Origin of the sequence: Corallococcus carmarthensis (assembly GCF_003611695.1) — a bacterium.
Taxonomy (GTDB): domain Bacteria; phylum Myxococcota; class Myxococcia; order Myxococcales; family Myxococcaceae; genus Corallococcus; species Corallococcus carmarthensis.
Genome location: NZ_RAWE01000423.1, coordinates 1 through 2,695, shown reverse-complemented (window position 1 = coordinate 2,695; position 2,695 = coordinate 1). Strand labels below are relative to the sequence as shown.

The 2,695-nt window shown below is 72.1% G+C and carries 4 protein-coding genes; 3 read left to right on the top strand and 1 reads right to left on the bottom strand.

What is annotated here, in order from left to right; all coding sequences use genetic code 11:
* Positions 1-157: 157 nt before the first annotated feature.
* On the bottom strand, positions 158-895 hold the full coding sequence (locus tag D7X32_RS44035) for a hypothetical protein (protein ID WP_208752766.1): 738 nt from the start codon (positions 893-895) through the stop codon (positions 158-160).
* A 35-nt stretch (positions 896-930) separates the two neighbouring features.
* Here D7X32_RS44035 and D7X32_RS44030 point away from each other — a divergent pair, with 35 nt between their 5' ends.
* The 3 genes from D7X32_RS44030 to D7X32_RS44020 all read left to right on the top strand — a co-directional run.
* Positions 931-1,437 (top strand): regulatory protein RecX, encoded by a 507-nt coding sequence (locus D7X32_RS44030; RefSeq protein ID WP_120608434.1) that lies wholly within the window; start codon positions 931-933, stop codon positions 1,435-1,437.
* 12 nt (positions 1,438-1,449) lie between these two features.
* Positions 1,450-2,220, top strand: a complete 771-nt coding sequence (locus D7X32_RS44025; protein WP_120608433.1) for an outer membrane protein assembly factor BamD — start codon at positions 1,450-1,452, stop codon at positions 2,218-2,220.
* On the top strand, positions 2,217-2,695 hold a 479-nt coding region (locus D7X32_RS44020), incomplete at its 3' end, for a hypothetical protein (RefSeq protein WP_120608432.1). The genes D7X32_RS44025 and D7X32_RS44020, both read left to right, overlap by 4 nt.

Below are 2,695 nucleotides of genomic sequence, written 5' to 3'. Positions count from 1 at the left end.
GCCCGGTGTCGTCCAGGGCCGGCCCCTGCCTCCGCAGGTGGCGGCCCGTCCGCCCACGCCCGCCCCGGTGGCCGCGCCCGCTCCGGCGGCCGGCGGCGACGACGACTTCCAGATCGAACGCTTCTAGGAACGCGGGCAGGGAAGGGGGAGGACGGCTTCAGGCGTCGTCGTCCCCCAGCTGCGCGCGCAGCCGGGAGAGGCGCATCGGGCCAATGAGCCCTTGATGCGCCAGCGTCTGGAGCAGCGACACGGTGGCGCGCACGCGCGCGTCCTGCGCCTCGTCGGACTCCTGCACGACCTCGTTGTCGAGCAGCGTCTCCAGGTGCTCCGGGTTGATGGAGGTGGGCCCCTCCGACCACGCGATGTCGAACAGCGCGCGCGCCATGTGCTCGCGCGCCTTGCGATCCGCGTCGTTGGGCGCGGCCTTGGCGAACGCGAGGAACAGCGCGTCCACGGACTCCTTGGACAGTGAGGCCAGGGCGGGCACCTCGCCCAGGGACTCCTTCACGTAGTCCACGTCGAAGTTGTCCACCTCCTGCTCGTAGCCGAAGGCCTCCTCCAAGAGGATGGACGCGAGGAAGGCGTCCGACTCCTCGTCGCTCGCGCCCTCTTCCTTCAGCGCCTCGCGCGCCTTCTGCGTCGCGGCGGAGAGGGCCTCATCCTCCCGGAGCGCGCGGGCGGAGGCGTGCGCGGCCAGCAGCACCAGCGCTGCCTGGGCGTCGGAGGACAGCGCGCGGCCGCTCACGCCCAACAGCATGGCCTTCTGCTTGGGGTTGGCGTCCGCCGCGGCCACGAAGTGCTGCTCCTCCGGAGTCAGCGGTTCACCCGCCTTCTCCTTGCGGAGCGTCTCCCGGGCAGCGTCGGCGGTGAGGAAGCGGGCGAGGATGGGGTGCATGGCGGGGCCTGTTACCACATGGTAGGGACTCCGCGATGGTTGACGAGCCCGAAGGTCCGGAGGCTGTCCAGCGCGCCACCGACGCCTGCCTTCGCCTGCTCAAGGCGCGGGGCCGCAGCCGGCATGAGCTGACGCTCGCCCTGGAGCGCAAGGGCTTCCCCGCTTCTGTCCGCGACGTGGTGCTCGCCCGTCTTTCGGAGTGGGGCTACCTGGACGACGGGAAGTTCGCGCGTGAACGCGCCACGGCCCTGCTGGGCAAGGGGAAGCTGGGCCCGCGGGCCGTGCTCCAGCGGCTGCAGGCCCACGGGCTGGAGGGCACGGAGGCCCGGCGCGCGCTGTCCGAGGCGAAGGACGCGGTGGGCTTCGACGCGCTGGAGGCCGCCCGGCAGGTGCTGGAGCGCCGGCGCCTGGCGGGCCGCCCGCTGGACGCGAAGGAGCAGGCAAGGGCGGGGCGGCTCCTGCTCAGCCGGGGTTTCGCGCCGGACATCGTGACCCGGCTGGTGGGAGAACCTTCGCTGGACCCCTCCGGGCAGGACGAATAGTTTGGGGGCGTGATGCGCTCCGCCGTCCTCGTCCTGTCCGCCTTGCTGTTGTCCTCCTGCGCCGCCCTCTCCGCGGGGCCCGTGGGTGAGCCCGACTATGCCACCCAGGCGGCGGAGAACCTGGCGCTGGGCGAGGCCGCGCTGGAGGACAAGGACTTCCTCAAGGCGGAGAAGTACTTCGACCACGTCCGCGCCAAGTACCCGTACCTGGAGGCGGCCCGCGAGGCGGAGCTGAAGCTGGCGGACCTGGACTTCGCCCGGGAGATGTTCCCGGAGGCGCGCGAGAAGTTCGACTCCTTCATGCGGCTGCACCCCACCCACCCCAAGGTGGACTACGCCGCCTATCGCGCGGCCCTGTCCTACGTGGAGGAGTTCCCCTCGGAGTTCTTCGCCCTGCCGCCTTCCTACGAGAAGGAGCAGAAGCCCATGTACGACGCGCTCCGGGCCATGAACGTCTTCCTGCGCCAGTACCCGGATTCGCAGTACGTGAAGGACGCCACGGTCCACAGGAATGATGCCCGCCAGCGCCTGGCGCGCCACGAGCTGTACGTCGCGTCCTTCTACGCGAAGCGCGAGCGCTGGAAGGCCGTGGCCCAGCGCCTGGAGGGGCTGCTCAAGGACTACCCGGGCACGTCGCTGGAGGAGGAGGCCCTCTTCGACCTGCACAACGCCTACGTGAAGCTCAACGACACGGAGCGCGCGCAGAACACGCTGCGCGAAGTCCTCAAGCGCATGCCGGGCACGCCCGCCGCCGAGCGCGCCCAGAAGATGCTGGGGTCGTGAGACGGCTGGAGGACTGGGGGCGGCTGGGGGGCATCGGCATCGCCGTGCTCGCGGTCGCCGGCGTCCTCCTGTTCCTGGGCCCGCGCCTGCTGGGCGCCGCGGCCGGGCCGGAGGCGGAGGTCATCACCGCCCTGAAGGAAGCCGAACACGACGGCGTGTCGCTCACCGTGCCGGGCTCGGCGCTGCCGCTCGTCTCCCGGAAGCTCCAGTACGCCCGCATCACCGTCTCGGTGGCTCCGGATGGACGGCGCGCGGAGGCCTTCGCCACGCTGGACTTCGAGGGCGCGCTGGGCGCCACCACGGTCAGCACCGCGGGCGTGGAGACCGTGCCCTTCACCCGCGAGTCCGGCCGGTGGAAGCCCGCGTCCTCGCTGGCACCCCGGCTGGTGGCGGTGGTGGCGGCGCTGGAGGCGCGGCGGCAGGCCCTGGCGCAAGGCCGTCCGGACGCACTGTCACGCCTGACGGGCCCGGGAGG